Source organism: Rhizobium ruizarguesonis, from assembly GCF_017357285.1.
GTDB classification, from domain to species: domain Bacteria; phylum Pseudomonadota; class Alphaproteobacteria; order Rhizobiales; family Rhizobiaceae; genus Rhizobium; species Rhizobium ruizarguesonis.
In genome coordinates this window covers 1600847-1613805 of sequence record NZ_CP071678.1, presented here as the reverse complement: position 1 = coordinate 1613805, position 12959 = coordinate 1600847, and the positions used below count along the sequence as shown (strand labels likewise).

The following is a 12959-nucleotide window of genomic DNA, read 5'->3' as shown; positions in this document are numbered from 1 at the left end:
GCGCGTCGCGATCTTTCAGATTCGCCCCTCGCGCTTTAGGTCTTTGTTTTTACGCATGTCGTTCTCGCAAAACCGCTGCACAGTTTTGCGCGACATGCTTAGGCGAGCTTGCCCTCTTCCGCCTTGTAGAAATACTGGCTGGCGACCAGCCAGCCCTTCAGCGGCCGCAGCGGCGGAATGCAGGTGGCGAGCATGAAGGGACCGGTGACCAGAAGCTGCACCCAGATCGGCGCCGAAAAGGCCACCTCCAGCCAGACGCCGAGCAGCACGCTCGGGATGCAGGCGAAGCAGATGACGAAGAAGGCCGGGCCGTCGGCCGGATCGGCGAAGGAATAATCGAGGCCGCAAACCTCGCATTCCGGCTGCAGCGTCAGGAAGCCCTTGAACATATGACCTTGGCCGCAGCGCGGGCAGCGCCCCCTGATACCGGTCTGTATCGGAGGAAGTGGGGGATATTCCGTATCCATGACGATCTCGCTTTTCTGTGCCGCAGACATTGATGCGATCAATGCCCTATAATGACTGCACGCAATATAATTACATTGGAAGGAAATTACCAGTCAATTCGCCAGAATGCCGCAGAGCTCCCAGCGCAGGCCGGCAGCAAGCTGACTGCAGATTTCCGAAGCAGCATTTGGGTGCGGCCGATCTGATTCTTGACCGCTTCCGGCTTTTGTCAGTGCCTAATCAGCCCGTGGCGGAATTCTGCGTCAGAAGAACGACGCCGCCATCTCAGGCGGGCCTTCCAGCGCATGGGCCATGAATTCCAGTGCGCCCTGCAGTTTCTCCCGGGTGATCGGTCCGCCAAGGCAGACGCGCACGGCCTCGGGTGCCGTGCCCTCGACCGTGAAGGCATCGCTTGCGACGACGCCGATGCCGGAAGAACGGGTATGGCTGCCGAAGGTGGAGCGGGTCCAGCCGTTGGAGAGCGGCAGCCAGATGTTGAAGCTGATCGGATCGGCGCGGTAGCTGCCGGCCGGCAGGATGGCAGCGACCATTTGCTGGCGGGCGGCGGCCTCAGCGCGGATGAAACGCAGGATCGTATCGGCCGTGCCGTCCTCGATCCAACGGGTGGCGAGCGCCACGGTCAGTGGCGAGGCCATGACATTGTTGGCGCGCATGGCGCTGACGAAGGGCCACACGGCCTTGCTGTCAGGCGCCACGACATAGGCAAGGCGCAGACCCGCGCCGATGCATTTCGCCAGCCCGCCGATATGCCAGGTCAGATCGGGCGCCATGGCGGCGAGCGGCGCCGGGCCTTGCTGCGGAATGAAACCGTAGGCATCGTCTTCGACGATCGGTACATGATATTTGCGGGCGACGGCGCAGATCTCCTCGCGGCGCCTGGCCGGGATGGTCAGCGTCGTCGGGTTCTGCAGCGTCGGATTGAGATAGAGCGCCTTCGGTTTCAATCTCTCACAGGCGTCTGCAAAGGCATCCGGCAGGATACCGTCCTCGTCCATCGGCAAGCCGACCAGATTGAGCCGCAGCTGGGCGGCGATCGAGCGCATGCCGGGATAGGTGATGATTTCCGAAAGCACGGTTTCGCCCGGTTTCGCAAGCAGGCCGAAGATCGCCAGCAGGGCCGGATGGGCGCCGGGTGTGACGAAGATGCGCTCTTGCGAGGGCACCAGCCCGCGACGGCTGAGCCAGGAGGCAGCAGCCTCCTTGTCCATGCTGGAGCCGCCGAAACCCTGGTAGCGCAAAAGCGGAATGAGGCTCGCCGCCACCGCCGACATGCCCTCGCGCATGCGGGCGATCAACTCGGGGTCGTCCGGTTCCGGGGGCATGTTCATCGAGAAATCGACGATGGAGGCGCGGCGGGGATCGGGCGTAGCGTCGGGCGCGAATCCCTGGCGCTCCTTGTCCGCGCCACCGGTGACGAAGGTGCCTCGGCCGACATGCGAATCCACAAGCCCGCGCTTCTGCGCCTCGACATACCCTCTGGCCACCGTCGTGAAATCGACATTCAGCCGCTTGGCGAGTTCGCGTTGCGGCGGCAGCCGATCCCCAACCACCAGATGCCCGCTGCGCAGATCCATTTCAATCACATCCGCGATCGCCATATAACGGGGGCTGCTGCTGCGGCTGAGATCGGGATGCCAGTCTTTCATGTCGTGATCCGTGTCAGTCTGATTCCTGATGAGATTGACCGTATATTGTTGCACAGGGTCGCTGTCACGAAAAATGTCGCGCCTCCGAGTCCGGAGAGCGACGCAGGACGGAATGCCACAGCTTTTGCGCACGCCTTGATACGTTTAATGACGGATTGTCGCCGGATTTGACTACTATTTGCGCAAATACAATCTGGCATGGCGACCGCGCTGTCGCAGGCCGATTTCGGCAGCGTGCGCGCCAATGACGCTTTCACCCGAGAGGGCCCGGGTGAGGCGCGAGGACGGCAAGACAATCGGCCGCGTCTTCAGCGCGCATTGACGAGGGTTTGCCGCGCGCTATGGCTTCAGGCGTGCGCCGCGAAAGCGTCAATGCCGGTCAGCCTTGCCGACAAGATCCACAGGCGTGCCGCCTCCTCGGGATCGACTGCATGGTCGCTGACGCCGCCGGGATCTCCATCGGTTGCGCGGATGGCGACATCGCAGTCCTCGCAATAGAGGCCTCCGATACCGTCGAGTTGCGGTGAGGTCGCCGCCCAAACCTGGGTGGCGGCCCCCTGGGATGGCGTCTTGAATGTCGGGTCAATCGGATTGCCGTCCGCATCGATCCAGCCGGCACCGACCATTTCCTCCTTTGCGAGATAACGCTGCAAGGGGGTAAAGATCTTGCCCGGGTGCAGCGAGAAGGCGCGGATGCTGGTGTCGCGCCCGAGCCTGTCCAGATGCACGGCGAAAAGTGCGTTGGCGGTCTTCGACTGGCCATAGGCCTGCCATTTGTCGTAACCGGTCTCGAATTGCACATCCTCCCATCGTATGGCCGAGTTGTGATGGCCACCGGAGGAAACCGAAACGATGCGAGCGCCGCGCGAGATCGCCGGCCAAAGGCGGTTGACCAAGGCGAAATGGCCGAGATGATTGGTTGCGAATTGTGCCTCCCATCCGTCGCCGACACGCGTTTCCGGGCAGGCCATGATGCCGGCGCTGTTGATCAGAATGTCGATGCTGCGGCCAGACGCGACAAACCGCTCGGCAAAGACGCGAACGCTTTCGAGGTCGGAAAGGTCGAGCCGATCAATCTCTACGCCATCGATACCGGCGACCGCGCTACGCGCCGCCTCGATGCTCCTTGCGCCGATGGTCACCTGAGCGCCAGCGCCCGCCAGAGCGCGTGTGGTTTCGAGCCCGAGGCCGGAATGGCCGCCGGTGACGATGGCGCGCTTGCCGGAGAGATCGAGACTGGCCAGAACCTCGTCGGCAGTCGTGTGGGCTCCAAATCCGGAGCCGATGGGGACTTGTTTGTCACTCATGATAATTACCTTTGTTCTGCGACGTTACCGTCGCTCGGGACGACGGTCGCGAGAATAAGGCGTGGCCTCCAGACGATCCATGCGCTAAAGTCCAACATATCTTCGCCATCGTCCGGATTTTTACATGGACCCGTTATCCGATGTTCTCGCATTGCTCAAACCGCGCAGCTATGTTTCCGCGGGGCTTGACGCTGGCGGCGCCTGGGCGATCGATTTTCCGCCCCCTGATGGCATCAAGTTCAACGCGGTGATTTCAGGCGCGTGCTGGCTGAGCGTCGATGGCGTCCCCGAAGCTGTCCGCCTGGAGGAAAGTGACTGCTTTCTGCTGACGAGCCGCCGAGCTTTTCGTCTCGCCAGCGATCCGGCTCTCGAAGCGATCCCGTCCGATGCGATCTATTCGATCGCCCGCGACGGCATTGCGACTTGCAACGGCGGCGGCGATTTCTTCCTGATCGGCAGCCGTTTTTCCTTTTCGGGAGGAAATTCGGACATCCTTCTCGGAATCCTGCCGCCGATCGTCCATGTGAAGAGGGATTCCGATCACGCCGCCGTGCTGCGTTGGTGCCTCGATCGGATGACGCGCGAATTGCGCGACCAGCAGCCGGGTGGCTTTCTGATGGCGGAGCATTTTGCTCATGTCATGCTCATGCAGGTGTTGCGCCTCCATGTCGCATCGCCGAATGCGCGCGGCGTCGGCTGGCTTTTCGCGCTTACCGACCGGCGGATCGGCGCGGCTATCGGTGCCCTGCATGCCGATCCAGCCCGCAAGTGGACCTTGCAGTCGCTGGCTGAACGGGCCTCGATGTCCCGGTCCAGTTTTGCTCTCCACTTCAAGGAAATGGTCGGACTTGCGCCGATGGATTATCTGACGCGCTGGCGCATGCTTCTCGCAGGTGACCGATTGACAAACTCGGCCGAAGCAATTGCCGGTGTCGCCCTGTCGCTCGGTTATGAATCCGAAAGCGCATTCAGCACCGCTTTCAAGAGAGTGATGGGATGCTCGCCGCGGCAATATGGTCGCGCTCAGCCGCCCGCCGGTGCCATGCGAGATAGTCTCGGCCCTCAGTGAAACCTTGATTGGTGCAGGCATCGGAGGGAGGTCGCGCGTTGGCCTGCCGAAATTCCGTCCGATACGGTCTTGCACCCGCCGTCCATTCTCTTACCTATCAAGGAAGAATGCGCCGGATTTCGGCCTTTCGCGCCGGTGCCCATCGGGATGAAAGCATGAATATCGATCCGATTTTGCGGTCAGTCGTGGCCGTCCGTTCCTCCATTCCGGAGGATGCATTCACGGCGGAGACGCTGGGCACTGTCCGGGAGGGCAGCGGCGTGGTCATTCGCGACAACGGGCTGGTGCTAACCATCGGTTATCTCATCACCGAGGCCGAAGAGGTCTGGCTGACGACCCATGAGGGGCGCGTGGTTCCCGCCCATGCACTTGCCTATGATCAGGAAAGCGGCTTCGGCCTGGTGCAGGCGCTTGGACCCCTGAATGCGCCTGCGGTGGATCTCGGCGACGCGGCGACGGCCAAGGCCGGCGATCCCGTCGTGCTGGCCGATGGCATCGGAGAATTCGTCCAGGCAAATATCGTCGCCCGGCAGGAATTCGCCGGCTATTGGGAATATCTGCTCGACGAGGCGATTTTCACGGCACCAGCCCATCCCTCATGGGGCGGTGCAGCACTGATCGGTTCGGACGGCAAGCTTCTCGGCATCGGTTCGCTTCGCCTGCAGATGAGCGATGGCGACGAGGTCGCCGATATCAACATGGTCGTGCCGATCGACCTTTTGCCACCGATCCTCGACGATCTCTTGAACCGCGGCCAGGTCAACAAGCCGCCGCGGCCCTGGCTCGGCGCCTTCTCCGCCGAGAGCAATGGCGGCGTGGTGGTCATGAGCGTGGCCGAAGGCGGACCGGCCGCCCAGGCGGGCCTGCGTCAGGGCGATATCATTTCGGAGATCCGCGACGAAGAGGTCGATGGCCTGGCCGATTTCTACCGCAAGCTCTGGAGCAGCGGCCCGGCCGGCGCCGAAATCCCCATGCGGATCCTCAGGAACGGCCGGGAAGCCTGGCTGCGCATCAAATCCGCCGACCGCAACAGCTTTCTTAAGAAACCGCAGCTGCAGTAAGGTCGCGCCAACGTCGTGAAAGCCGCTGGCGCTCATTCGAGCGGATTGTCCGGCATCCTTATCCCGCCTCAAAGATTTTCAGATGTGATCGTCAGGAAGCGCACCGGCTCGGCGCTGACCTCCACCTCGATGAGACCCAGCCTGTTCAGGGCCAGGTCTATCGATCGCCTCGCCTGCACCTCCGGCGCCTGGTCGAGCACGATCGACATGATGCCACGGCTGAGATAGTCCTGCGTCTCTCCCGTCAATTCGTGGCCGACCCAGAACGGCCGCCTAGCCTTGTTTGCCTCGAGCACCCTGGCAACGCCCTTGTTGTCGCCGCCTGCACTATAGACGCCGATGATGCCGGGTTCGCGCCGGAGGGCCGCTTGCAGCAGCTCGATGGCATTGTGCTCATCATCAAGGTCGAACATGACCTCGATGAAACGATGCTCGTTTGAACCCTCATTCGAAGCCTTGTCGGCGAGATAGCTGGAGAAGCCGCGGATCCGCTCCTTATGGTTCTCATAGGCGCCGCTGTGGCAGAGAGCGACGAACGAACCGGGGCGCTGCGCCAGCATGCCCGACATGTAGTGAGCCGCGGTGCGTCCGGCAGCGTAGTTGTCGATGCCGACATAGGGCAGTTCCGGGGCAGGACGGGTCATGATCTGGACGACGGGAATGCCGAGACCGGCCGCCTTGCGCACGCTGGTGACGACATCGGCATGGTCGGGCGCAACCACGATCAGCGCCGACCGGCGTGCCGTCGGGTTGGCGATATAGCGAGCGAATTGCGCCGGCTCGTTCTCGCGGACGAAGGTGCGGTGAACGACAATGCTGTCGTCGAGCGAGGCGGCGATGCGCTCGAACGCCCGGTTCAAACGCGAATAGAAGCTGGTCTCCGGACGAACGAGGATCACCTCTATCCGGATCAGGCCGCGATGGGCGACCGGCAGGCTCAGCCGGTATTCAAGCCGTCTTGCCGCCAGGAACACCTTCTCCACCGTTTCAGGCCGCACGCCGCCGCGGCCGTTGAGGACGCGCTCCACGGTCGCGGTGCCAACGCCGGCCTGCCTGGCGACATCCTTCAAAGTCACCTTCATCAAGCTCACTCACTCCCAAAGCTGACACAGCAGAGCACCGGGCTGCTGCGCGGTCAATGATCAAATTTGATCAAGGAAGCATTGGAGCATGGGGGCGCCGCGGCAGTATCGTGCTGGCAATCCGGGAGGAGCACCGGACGTCCGAAACAAACGAGATCAAGGATCATCCGCCGGCCCGATGCGGCCGGGGGATGACGGAGGAACCAGATGAAGATCGCACTCGACCCGCATATGCACCGTCACCTCAACCTGCGCGACCTCTGCCGCAAGGCGGCAGAGCTCGGCTACGAGCATATCGAGCTTTCACCGCGTGACGACTTTCTGCCCTGGTGGGTGCGCCCGCGGGCGCACAAGGAACGCATTGCGGAATTCAAGGCGGCCCTGAAGGATCACGGCGTCCAGCTCGCCTCGATCCTGCCGATGTACCGCTGGGCGAGCCCGCATGAGGACGAGCGGCAAGCGGCAGTGCGCTACTGGAAGGAAGCGATCACGATCGCCGCCGAAATGGGCTGCGATACGATGAACTCGGAATTTGGCCGCGGGCCGTCGCCGGATCGCAGCCACCGCGCCAGCTGCTGCGGCGGCATGCATACCCACGAACACAGCGAGGCTGCCTGGTGGCGCTCGATAGAAGAGCTCGTTCCGGTGTTCGAGCGCGAGGGCGTCACGCTCAACATGGAACCGCATCCGGAAGACTGGTGCGAGACGCTGCACCCGGCGATCGACATGCTGAAGACCATCGGCTCGAAGAACGTCAAATTCCTCTATTGCGCGCCGCACACCTTCTATTTCGGCGACGACATGGCGCGGATGATCCGCGATGCCGGCCCGCTGATTGCCCATGTGCATGTGGCCGATACCTATAACCACAAGGCGTCGTCAGGGCTGCGCTACATCATCAATCCGCCGGGCGCCAAGGTCACCATCCATCAGCACATGGATATGTACCAGGGCGAGATCAATTGGGATGTCTTCTTCTCCTCGCTCGCCGCGGTCGGGTTCGACGGCATCATCACCGCCTGCGTCTTCGGCTGGGAGGAGCGCGCCGACGATTCCGGCCGCTTCATGCGCTCTGAAATCCAGAAATATGTCGACAAATACTGGCCCGGGAAACTTGGCTGATCGTCAGCATCCGCCCCGGCACCCCACTATCAGGAATAAAACCGTGACCATCACGATTACGACCGCCCCCTGCTGCTGGGGCGTGGACGACGTCAACAATCCAAACCTTCCCGCCTGGGAACGCGTCTTCGACGAGGCGGCAGCGGCCGGCTATGGCGGCCTCGAACTCGGGCCTTATGGTTACGTGCCGCTCGATGATGCGCTCGTCGCCAAGGCGCTCTCCGAGCGCAATCTCTTCATCGTCGCCGGCACGATCTTCGACGATCTCGTCTCTTCTCAAAATCGGGAGGCATTGCTGCGACAGACGGACGAAATCTGCGCCGTCATCACCAGGCTGCCGCAGCCGGAACAGATGGCAGGCCAGCGGTTCAGGACCCCCTATCTCACGGTCATGGACTGGGGGCACGACGAACGGGACTATGCCGCCGGCCATTCCGATCGTGCGCCGCGTCTCGACAAGGCTTGGGCCGGGATGATCGCCAATATCACGGCGATTGCCGAACTCGCTCGGCGCAAATACGGCGTGCGCGCCGTCATCCACCCGCATGCGGGTGGCTATATCGAATTTGCTGATGAGATCGAGCGGGTGGCCGCCGACATTCCGCAGGAGGTCGCCGGCTTCTGCCTCGACACCGGCCATAGCTATTATGCCGGCATGGATCCCGTGGAGATGCTTCGCCGCTATGCCGACAGGCTCGACTACGTCCACTTCAAGGACATCGACCAGACGGTATTCGACCGTGTGCTTGGCGAGAAGATCCGCTTCTTCCAGGCCTGCGGACAGGGCGTGATGTGCCCGATCGGCCGCGGCGTCATCGATTATCCCGCCGTCAGACGGACGCTCGAGGAGATCGGTTATCACGGCTTCATCACCGTCGAGCAGGAGCGCGATCCGAGGAATGTCGCCGGCAGCCTCGAAGATGTGAAGCAAAGCCGCGATTACCTCAGGTCGGTCGGATTCTAGCGCATTTCCGTTTTTCTTCGAAACACGGAAACGCTCCATCTCTCTGTTTTGCGCAATTCCGGACGCAAAACCGCTGCGCATTTTTGCTGGAATTGCTGGGGAAAAAACTATGACGAATGACAGGAGAAAACCGATCCGCTGGGGCATGGTCGGCGGCGGCAGAGGCAGCCAGATCGGCTATATTCATCGCTCGGCAGCGCATCGCGACGACGTCTTTGCCCTTGCGGCAGGCGCCTTCGATATCGATCCGGAGCGCGGGCGCGCCTTCGGCGTCGATCTCGGGCTCGACGAAGCCAGGAGCTACCGGGACTATGCGACGATGTTTGCGGCCGAGGCCCGGCGGGCCGACGGCGTCGAGGCGGTGTCGATCGCAACACCCAACAATACCCATTTCGCGATCTGCAAGGCAGCACTCGAACATGATCTGCATGTGATCTGCGAAAAGCCGCTCTGCTTTACGATCGCCGAAGCCGAGGAGCTGAAGGCGTTTTCGGAGGCGCGCGGCCGTATCGTCGGCGTGACCTATGGTTATGCCGGCCACCAAATGATCGAGCAGGCGCGCGCGATGGTCAGGAATGGCGATCTCGGCGAAATCCGCATCGTCAACCTGCAATTCGCCCATGGTTTCCATAGCGCTGCGGTGGAGGAGCAGAATCCCGCGACACGCTGGCGCGTCGATCCGAAATTCGCAGGGCCCAGCTATGTCCTCGGCGATGTCGGGACCCACCCGCTTTATATCGCCAAGGTCATCCTGCCGCACCTCAAGATCAGGCGGCTCTTGTGCACCCGCCAGAGCTTCGTCAAAAGCCGCGCGCCGCTGGAAGACAATGCGGTGACCCTGATGGAATATGACAATGGCGCGATCGCCACCATCTGGTCGAGCGCCGTCAATGCCGGCTCCATGCATGGCCAGAAGATCCGCATCGTCGGCTCGAAGGCCAGCATCGAATGGTGGGACGAGCGGCCGAACCAGCTGTCTTACGAGATCCAGGGCGAACCGGCCCGCATCCTCGAGCGCGGCATGGACTATCTCTACCCCGAGGCCAGGATCGACGACCGGATCGGCGGCGGTCACCCGGAAGGTCTCTTCGAAGCCTGGGCGAACCTCTATCGCCGCTTCGGCTTTGCCATCAACAATGTGCGAGGCCTTGCCCCTGCGGGGATCGAAGACCTCGTCTTTCCCGATGTCGATGCCGGACTGGAAGGGGTGCGCTGGGTGGAAAACTGCGTGCGGTCCGCCGATTCTGGCGGGATCTGGCTGGATTACAGCTAGGATCCTCTCCTCAGATGGCACCGTATGCCGGCTTTACACGGCTGCGCTGGAGATCTGTCCAAGAACGCCTTCATACCCCCTCTCAGATAAGCTGATCGTCATCTTCCGTTGCCTGGGGCGCGCGGCGACGCGTGCTGTCGTTGGCGGCTTTCTTATGCTCGTCGGCAGCTGCCTCGCGGATTTTCTGGAAGCGGTTGTCGCCCGCGTCTTCTGCGGCTGGCTGCGGGTCGGTCTTTTTCACGAAACGGATCATGGGTCATTTCCTGCTTTGACAGTGGCAGCGCTCCGCACCATATCGGAGCGCTCTGGAAAATGGTGTCAGACGGCAAGCGCGGTGGCGCAGGCTTGAACACTTCGGCTGTCGGGTGAGGTTTGCCCAGGCATGGTCGCCCAGCCGCCGGCCTCGACAAACTGACGCTGCTTGTAGCCTTCGGTAATCGCCTTGAACTCGATCAGTTTAGCGCTTGCATCCGGCGCCGCATTGAACCGCTCGACGCAAATGGCGGACGCCAGCTCTCCGCGTGCGATGTCGCCGGCGGCGGCTGCCGCTTTGCTTGATGTGCCGCCTGTTACCCAACCTCCCCAGCTGAATCCGATGATCATCGTGGCGATCGCCGTGACGACGCAGGCCCAGGCGAGAAGCGTCTTGGATGGCTGATAACTGTCGAAACGCTGGGTAATCGATGTCTTGCTGCTGCTCTGCACGGACATTGGAATTCTCCTTGTCTGTTGTTCGGATTGTGCCATCCGGCGACGCCGGAACGGTTCAGGCTGGCCTCAGTATCCCATAGCGCCCATGCCGCCATTTCCGGCAGCAGACGCAGTGTCTCTTGCGGGAATGTCGGCGATCATCACCTCGGCGGTGATCAGCAGCGCCGCGATCGAACCGGCGTCCTGCAGAGCGGTGCGCACGACCTTGGCAGGATCGACGATGCCGGCCTCGATCATATCGACATAGGTCTCCGTCTGTGCGTCGAAGCCCTGATTGTGATCATTGCTGCCGGCGAGTTTTCCGACGACGATCGAGCCCTCGAACCCGGCATTGTCGACGATCTGCCGGATCGGGGCTTCGAGCGCCCTGAGCACGATCGAGATGCCCGCCGTCACGTCGGCGTTCTCCCCGGTCAGTCCCGTCAGCGCCGACTTCGCGCGCAACAGTGCCACGCCGCCGCCGGGCACGATGCCCTCTTCGACCGCCGCACGGGTGGCGTTCAGCGCATCGTCGATGCGGTCTTTCTTTTCCTTGACCTCCGTCTCGGTCGCGCCGCCGACGCGGATGACCGCGACGCCGCCGGCGAGTTTCGCCAGGCGTTCCTGCAGCTTTTCCTTGTCGTAGTCTGAGGTGGTGTCTTCGATCTGCGCCTTGAGCTGCTGGATGCGCGCCTGGATGGCCGCTTTCTCGCCGGAGCCGTCGATGATCGTGGTGGTCTCCTTGTCGATCAGCACACGCTTGGCGTGGCCGAGCATATCGAGCGTGACGTTCTCGAGCTTGATGCCGAGATCCTCGGAAATCATCTGGCCGGCGGTCAGCACGGCAATGTCTTCCAGCATGGCCTTGCGGCGATCCCCGAAGCCCGGCGCCTTGACGGCCGCGACCTTCAGGCCGCCGCGCAGCTTGTTGACGACAAGCGTCGCCAGCGCCTCGCCTTCGACGTCCTCCGAGATGAGGAGCAGCGGTTTACCGGTCTGTACGACGGCTTCCAGGATCGGCAGCATCGCCTGCAGGCTGCCGAGTTTCTTCTCGTGAACGAGGATATAGGGCTCCTCCAGTTCCACGCGCATCTTCTCGGCATTGGTGACGAAATAGGGCGAGAGATACCCACGATCGAACTGCATGCCTTCAACGACATCGAGTTCGGTCTCGGCGGTTCGCGCCTCTTCGACTGTTATGACGCCCTCATTGCCGACCTTGTCCATCGCCTTGGCGATCATCTCGCCGATGGTGGCGTCGCCATTGGCGGCAATGGTGCCGACCTGTGCGATCTCGGCTGACGATTTGACCTTCATCGCCCTCGCCTGGATTTCCTTGACGACGGCGGTAACGCCGAGATCGATGCCGCGCCTGAGATCCATGGGGTTCATGCCGGCAGCGACGAGCTTTGCGCCTTCGCGGAAGATGGAGGCGGCAAGCACCGTCGCCGTCGTCGTGCCGTCGCCGGCAAGATCATTGGTCTTCGAAGCCACCTCGCGCACCATTTGCGCGCCCATGTTCTCGAACTTGTCTTCGAGCTCGATCTCCTTGGCGACGCTAACGCCGTCCTTGGTAATGCGCGGTGCGCCATAGGCCTTGTCAATGACGACGTTGCGACCCTTCGGGCCAAGCGTCACCTTGACGGCGTTGTTAAGCAATTCGACGCCGCGCAGCAGGCGGTCGCGCGCGTCGGTGGAGAATCTGATTTCCTTGGCAGACATGATGTTTCTTCCCAGTTCGATCTTGAGATGCGGGTCGGAAATTCGACCCTCAGGCGGCTTTGTCAGCAGCCGCTTCGGTCTTTTCGACGATGCCCATGATGTCGGTCTCCTTCATGATCAGAAGGGTTTCGCCATCGATCGTGACCTCTGTGCCCGACCATTTTCCAAACAGAATGAGATCGCCGACCTCGACATCGAGCGGGACCAGAGTGCCGCTTTTGTCGCGCAGGCCCGGGCCGACTGCGACCACTTCACCTTGCTGCGGCTTCTCCCTGGCGGTGTCTGGAATGATGATCCCGCCCTTGGATTTGACATCGCCTTCCGCACGTCGAATGACGACGCGGTCGTGAAGTGAACGGAATTTCATAGAGGTCTTTCTGCTGCCGGCGCGTATGGCGGCTGCAGTACATAAATAGCACCCGTGGCACTCGATTGATAGGAGTGCTAATAAATATTGTTCACCAAGGGAATTTCTTGAAAAATTCAGGAAATCAATTTGAACGGATATTTTGTATTAATCCAGAAATGAAAAGAATTTTTTCGCCGTCGCGCTCA

13 protein-coding genes are annotated in these 12959 nt (G+C 61.8%); 5 read left to right on the top strand and 8 right to left on the bottom strand.

Translation table 11 applies throughout. The annotated features are described in order from the left end of the window. Positions 1 to 98 precede the first annotated feature (98 nt). The 3 genes from J3P73_RS08025 to J3P73_RS08015 form a co-directional block, all read right to left on the bottom strand. On the bottom strand, positions 99 to 467 hold the full coding sequence (locus J3P73_RS08025) for a DUF983 domain-containing protein (protein ID WP_017990843.1): 369 nt from the start codon (positions 465 to 467) through the stop codon (positions 99 to 101). A 243-nt stretch (positions 468 to 710) separates the two neighbouring features. Then, a complete protein-coding gene (locus J3P73_RS08020) occupies positions 711 to 2114 on the bottom strand; it encodes an aminotransferase-like domain-containing protein (protein ID WP_163884986.1) in 1404 nt (467 codons plus the stop codon). 347 nt (positions 2115 to 2461) lie between these two features. Then, positions 2462 to 3421 carry an SDR family NAD(P)-dependent oxidoreductase gene (locus J3P73_RS08015; RefSeq protein ID WP_163884987.1) on the bottom strand — a complete coding sequence of 320 codons (960 nt, stop codon included), beginning with the start codon at positions 3419 to 3421 and terminating at the stop codon, positions 2462 to 2464. A 124-nt stretch (positions 3422 to 3545) separates the two neighbouring features. On the opposite strand from J3P73_RS08015, the gene J3P73_RS08010 reads away from it, so the two are divergent. Together J3P73_RS08010 and J3P73_RS08005 are read left to right on the top strand one after the other, a co-directional pair. After that, positions 3546 to 4490: an AraC family transcriptional regulator gene (locus J3P73_RS08010; RefSeq protein WP_024322850.1), complete on the top strand. Its 945-nt coding sequence runs from the start codon at positions 3546 to 3548 to the stop codon at positions 4488 to 4490. A 155-nt stretch (positions 4491 to 4645) separates the two neighbouring features. Beyond that, the gene (locus J3P73_RS08005; protein WP_024322849.1) at positions 4646 to 5551 is read left to right on the top strand and encodes a S1C family serine protease; all 906 of its coding nucleotides are present in this window, start codon (positions 4646 to 4648) and stop codon (positions 5549 to 5551) included. 68 nt (positions 5552 to 5619) lie between these two features. Here J3P73_RS08005 and J3P73_RS08000 read toward each other — a convergent pair whose 3' ends face one another. Then, the gene (locus J3P73_RS08000; protein ID WP_018070954.1) at positions 5620 to 6633 is read right to left on the bottom strand and encodes a LacI family DNA-binding transcriptional regulator; all 1014 of its coding nucleotides are present in this window, start codon (positions 6631 to 6633) and stop codon (positions 5620 to 5622) included. Between the two features lie 207 nt (positions 6634 to 6840). On the opposite strand from J3P73_RS08000, the gene J3P73_RS07995 reads away from it, so the two are divergent. The 3 genes from J3P73_RS07995 (at position 6841) to J3P73_RS07985 (ending at position 9992) form a co-directional block, all read left to right on the top strand. After that, a complete protein-coding gene (locus tag J3P73_RS07995) occupies positions 6841 to 7755 on the top strand; it encodes a sugar phosphate isomerase/epimerase family protein (RefSeq protein ID WP_018070953.1) in 915 nt (304 codons plus the stop codon). A 43-nt stretch (positions 7756 to 7798) separates the two neighbouring features. Further along, positions 7799 to 8719: a TIM barrel protein gene (locus J3P73_RS07990; protein ID WP_130771277.1), complete on the top strand. Its 921-nt coding sequence runs from the start codon at positions 7799 to 7801 to the stop codon at positions 8717 to 8719. A 109-nt stretch (positions 8720 to 8828) separates the two neighbouring features. Beyond that, entirely contained in the window at positions 8829 to 9992 is a 1164-nt protein-coding gene (locus J3P73_RS07985; RefSeq protein ID WP_130771276.1) for a Gfo/Idh/MocA family protein, read from the top strand. An 82-nt stretch (positions 9993 to 10074) separates the two neighbouring features. Here the strand turns inward: J3P73_RS07985 and J3P73_RS07980 are convergent, their stop codons facing one another. The 4 genes from J3P73_RS07980 to J3P73_RS07965 all read right to left on the bottom strand — a co-directional run bounded on the left by J3P73_RS07980 (position 10075) and on the right by J3P73_RS07965 (position 12771). Further along, positions 10075 to 10245 carry a hypothetical protein gene (locus tag J3P73_RS07980; RefSeq protein WP_018070950.1) on the bottom strand — a complete coding sequence of 57 codons (171 nt, stop codon included), beginning with the start codon at positions 10243 to 10245 and terminating at the stop codon, positions 10075 to 10077. Positions 10246 to 10310: 65 nt separating this feature from the next. After that, a complete protein-coding gene (locus tag J3P73_RS07975) occupies positions 10311 to 10703 on the bottom strand; it encodes a hypothetical protein (protein WP_130655031.1) in 393 nt (130 codons plus the stop codon). A 66-nt stretch (positions 10704 to 10769) separates the two neighbouring features. Further along, the gene (gene groL / locus J3P73_RS07970) at positions 10770 to 12404 is read right to left on the bottom strand and encodes a chaperonin GroEL (protein WP_130699884.1); all 1635 of its coding nucleotides are present in this window, start codon (positions 12402 to 12404) and stop codon (positions 10770 to 10772) included. Between the two features lie 49 nt (positions 12405 to 12453). Further along, positions 12454 to 12771: a co-chaperone GroES gene (locus J3P73_RS07965; protein WP_018070947.1), complete on the bottom strand. Its 318-nt coding sequence runs from the start codon at positions 12769 to 12771 to the stop codon at positions 12454 to 12456. Positions 12772 to 12959: the final 188 nt, after the last annotated feature.

Excerpts from the sequence above, each read along its gene's own strand:
- J3P73_RS07975 (WP_130655031.1), bottom strand. The coding sequence starts at position 10,703 with ATGTCCGTGCAGAGCAGCAGCAAGACATCGATTACCCAGCGTTTCGAC.
- J3P73_RS08025 (WP_017990843.1), bottom strand. The coding sequence starts at position 467 with ATGGATACGGAATATCCCCCACTTCCTCCGATACAGACCGGTATCAGG.
- J3P73_RS07995 (WP_018070953.1), top strand. The coding sequence starts at position 6,841 with ATGAAGATCGCACTCGACCCGCATATGCACCGTCACCTCAACCTGCGC.
- J3P73_RS07980 (WP_018070950.1), bottom strand. The coding sequence starts at position 10,245 with ATGATCCGTTTCGTGAAAAAGACCGACCCGCAGCCAGCCGCAGAAGAC.
- J3P73_RS08000 (WP_018070954.1), bottom strand. The coding sequence starts at position 6,633 with ATGAAGGTGACTTTGAAGGATGTCGCCAGGCAGGCCGGCGTTGGCACC.
- groL (WP_130699884.1), bottom strand. The coding sequence starts at position 12,404 with ATGTCTGCCAAGGAAATCAGATTCTCCACCGACGCGCGCGACCGCCTG.
- J3P73_RS07985 (WP_130771276.1), top strand. The coding sequence starts at position 8,829 with ATGACGAATGACAGGAGAAAACCGATCCGCTGGGGCATGGTCGGCGGC.
- J3P73_RS08020 (WP_163884986.1), bottom strand. The coding sequence starts at position 2,114 with ATGAAAGACTGGCATCCCGATCTCAGCCGCAGCAGCAGCCCCCGTTAT.
- J3P73_RS08015 (WP_163884987.1), bottom strand. The coding sequence starts at position 3,421 with ATGAGTGACAAACAAGTCCCCATCGGCTCCGGATTTGGAGCCCACACG.
- J3P73_RS07965 (WP_018070947.1), bottom strand. The coding sequence starts at position 12,771 with ATGAAATTCCGTTCACTTCACGACCGCGTCGTCATTCGACGTGCGGAA.
- J3P73_RS08010 (WP_024322850.1), top strand. The coding sequence starts at position 3,546 with ATGGACCCGTTATCCGATGTTCTCGCATTGCTCAAACCGCGCAGCTAT.
- J3P73_RS08005 (WP_024322849.1), top strand. The coding sequence starts at position 4,646 with ATGAATATCGATCCGATTTTGCGGTCAGTCGTGGCCGTCCGTTCCTCC.